At 63.4% G+C, this 2,207-nt stretch carries 2 protein-coding genes; both read right to left on the bottom strand.

The genetic code is table 11. The features are described 5' to 3' along the window. Window positions 1–909, bottom strand: a 909-nt coding sequence (locus VK519_RS04520) for an extracellular solute-binding protein (RefSeq protein ID WP_324347940.1), incomplete at its 3' end; no start/stop codon positions are given. After that, window positions 906–2,207, bottom strand: a 1,302-nt coding sequence (locus VK519_RS04525; protein WP_324347941.1) for a glucoamylase family protein, incomplete at its 5' end; no start/stop codon positions are given. The genes VK519_RS04520 and VK519_RS04525, both read right to left, overlap by 4 nt.

Consider the following 2,207-nt stretch of genomic DNA (forward strand, 5'->3'; position numbering starts at 1 on the left):
ACTCGAACCGCCGGCGTTGGATGCTCCCGGGCCGTCGACTCCGGGTAGCGCCGCGGTAGACCAGTCGTCCTGGTCCTTCGTATCGATGCGCTTGCGGAACTCACCGATGTTCCAGGGCCCGGAGAGGTAAAACGCGTACACGCCGCGGCCGAATTCCGTCCAGGGGTTACCCGCCTCGACATTGGTGATGTTCGGCGCCTGCTTCGCCTTGAAGGTATCGACGTAGAAGGTGAGCGCGCGCTTGAACCCCTCGCTGCGGAAATTCCCGTAGCGGCCTCCATCACGTAGCAGCGGCTGCTCCGATTGCAGCGCCAGCGACATCAAGGGTTCGTATTCGTTGGTGGGAAGCAAGGCGGCAAAGCCCTTGCCGTCGCCGCGCGCACGCACGGCCGCCAGCTGGCGGCGCCATTCGGCCCAGGTACGCGGCGGACCGTCGAAACCGACCTCTTTGAGGATATCCACCCGATAGAACAACAGCCGCGTATCCACGTACCACGGCACGCCCCAGAGCTTGCCGTCGATGGTGTTGGTGGCCCAAATGCTGGGGAAGTAGTCGGTCTTGTCCACCACTTTCGACGCAGCCACATAGGCATCGAGCGGCTCGATGGCGTTCAGCGCCTGCATTTCCGGAAGCCAGGTATTGCCCAGCTGGGTGATGTCCGGCATGGAGTTGCCGGCGAAGGCGGTGAAGAGCTTCTGATGGGCGGCGGTGAGCGGCATCTGCTGCACGTGAACGCGAACACCGGGGTGTTCGCGTTCGAAGGCGGGAACGAGTTTCGCCATCGCCTCGCCTTCGCGGCCGATGGTCCAGAAATCGATATCCACCACGCCAGCGCTCTTGTTCGCGCAGGATGCCAGCAGCACCGCCGCCAGGACGATCCATGCACGATGGCCGGGCGCGAGCCTCACTTGGCCCCGGTAGCCGCGCCGTCGAGCCAGCCGCCACGGAAACCGGCGCGCTCCAGGCCTTTGCGGATGTAGGGATTCTTCTTCATCACATCCCAGACGAAGTTGCTGCGGTAATTCTCGATCATCAGCAGCATCGGGCCCTGGTCGATGCCGATGTGCACGGTATCCACCCAGCCCACGCCCGGTACCAGCTTACCCGTACGCAGTTCCGTGCGCGTCTGGAAGGTCAGGTTGAAGGCGTCGACGAATCCGTACTTGGTGTAGATGTACTTGCCCCAGCGTTTCTTCATTTCCTCAAGCGCGGGAATGACGATCTCCGGTGCGAAGGCGATGGAACCGCCCGCTGCCATGGGCACGATGGTGCCGTCGTCGGAGATGTAATCACGGCCGGCGCCACGCGCTGTATAGCCGTGGAATTCCCGGTGCTGCTGGTCACCGCCTTCCACGATGATGCCACCCGGGCCGTTGCTGGCCGACAGGCCCCAGACATTCTTGCCGTAGCCTTCGAATTTGCCGGGATTGGCGATGGCATAGGCCTGCTGTGAATATGTGGCACGACGGCTGTTCTCGAAATAATCCAGGTTCTTCTCGCGGTTCCAGTCGTCGCGGATGCCGCGCATGTCCACCCACACCTGGCTGAACTGATGGCCGAAGAGCGGTGCGAAGTTCAGGAAGGTCTGCCCGTAGAACTCGCCCCAGGTGGCGTCATACGTGTGCAGCCAGGCATTCCACGCGCCGTCGGCCACCGGGTGCGTGGGCGAGCCCAGCGCAAGGATGTACACCAGCGAGCCTTCGTTGTAACCGCGCCAGTCGCTTTCGATGAACTTGCCGCCCGGTGTCCAGCCCATGCTGATGAGCGGGTCGTGGTGCTGCATCCACGGCCAGTCGACGTTGCGGTAGAGCTTGTCGGCCAGTTCGCGGATCTGCGTTTCCTGCGGGGTGTCACGGTCGTAGTACGACTGGGCGAACAACACGCCGCCCATCATCAGCGTGGTGTCCACGCTGGACAATTCCACCCAGCGTCCGAAGCGCTTGCCGGTCTTCATGTCCAGGAAGTGATAGAAGAACCCATGGAACCCCGAGGCGCCGTCCTCGCTCTCGTCCTGGGTGGACTCGTCGAAGAACTTCAGGGTGGCGAGCGTCCGCTCGGCGGCCTGCTCGCGGGTAATGTACCCGCGCTCGGCGCCCACGCCGTAGGCGGTCAGGCCGAAACCCACCGAGGCGATGGAGGCAAAGGATTCACCGGGGAAATGATCGGGCACCAGGCCCGTCTTCGGATCGGCCGCGTCCCAGAACCA

The organism is Pinirhizobacter sp. (assembly GCF_035317885.1).
Classification (GTDB): domain Bacteria; phylum Pseudomonadota; class Gammaproteobacteria; order Xanthomonadales; family Rhodanobacteraceae; genus Pinirhizobacter.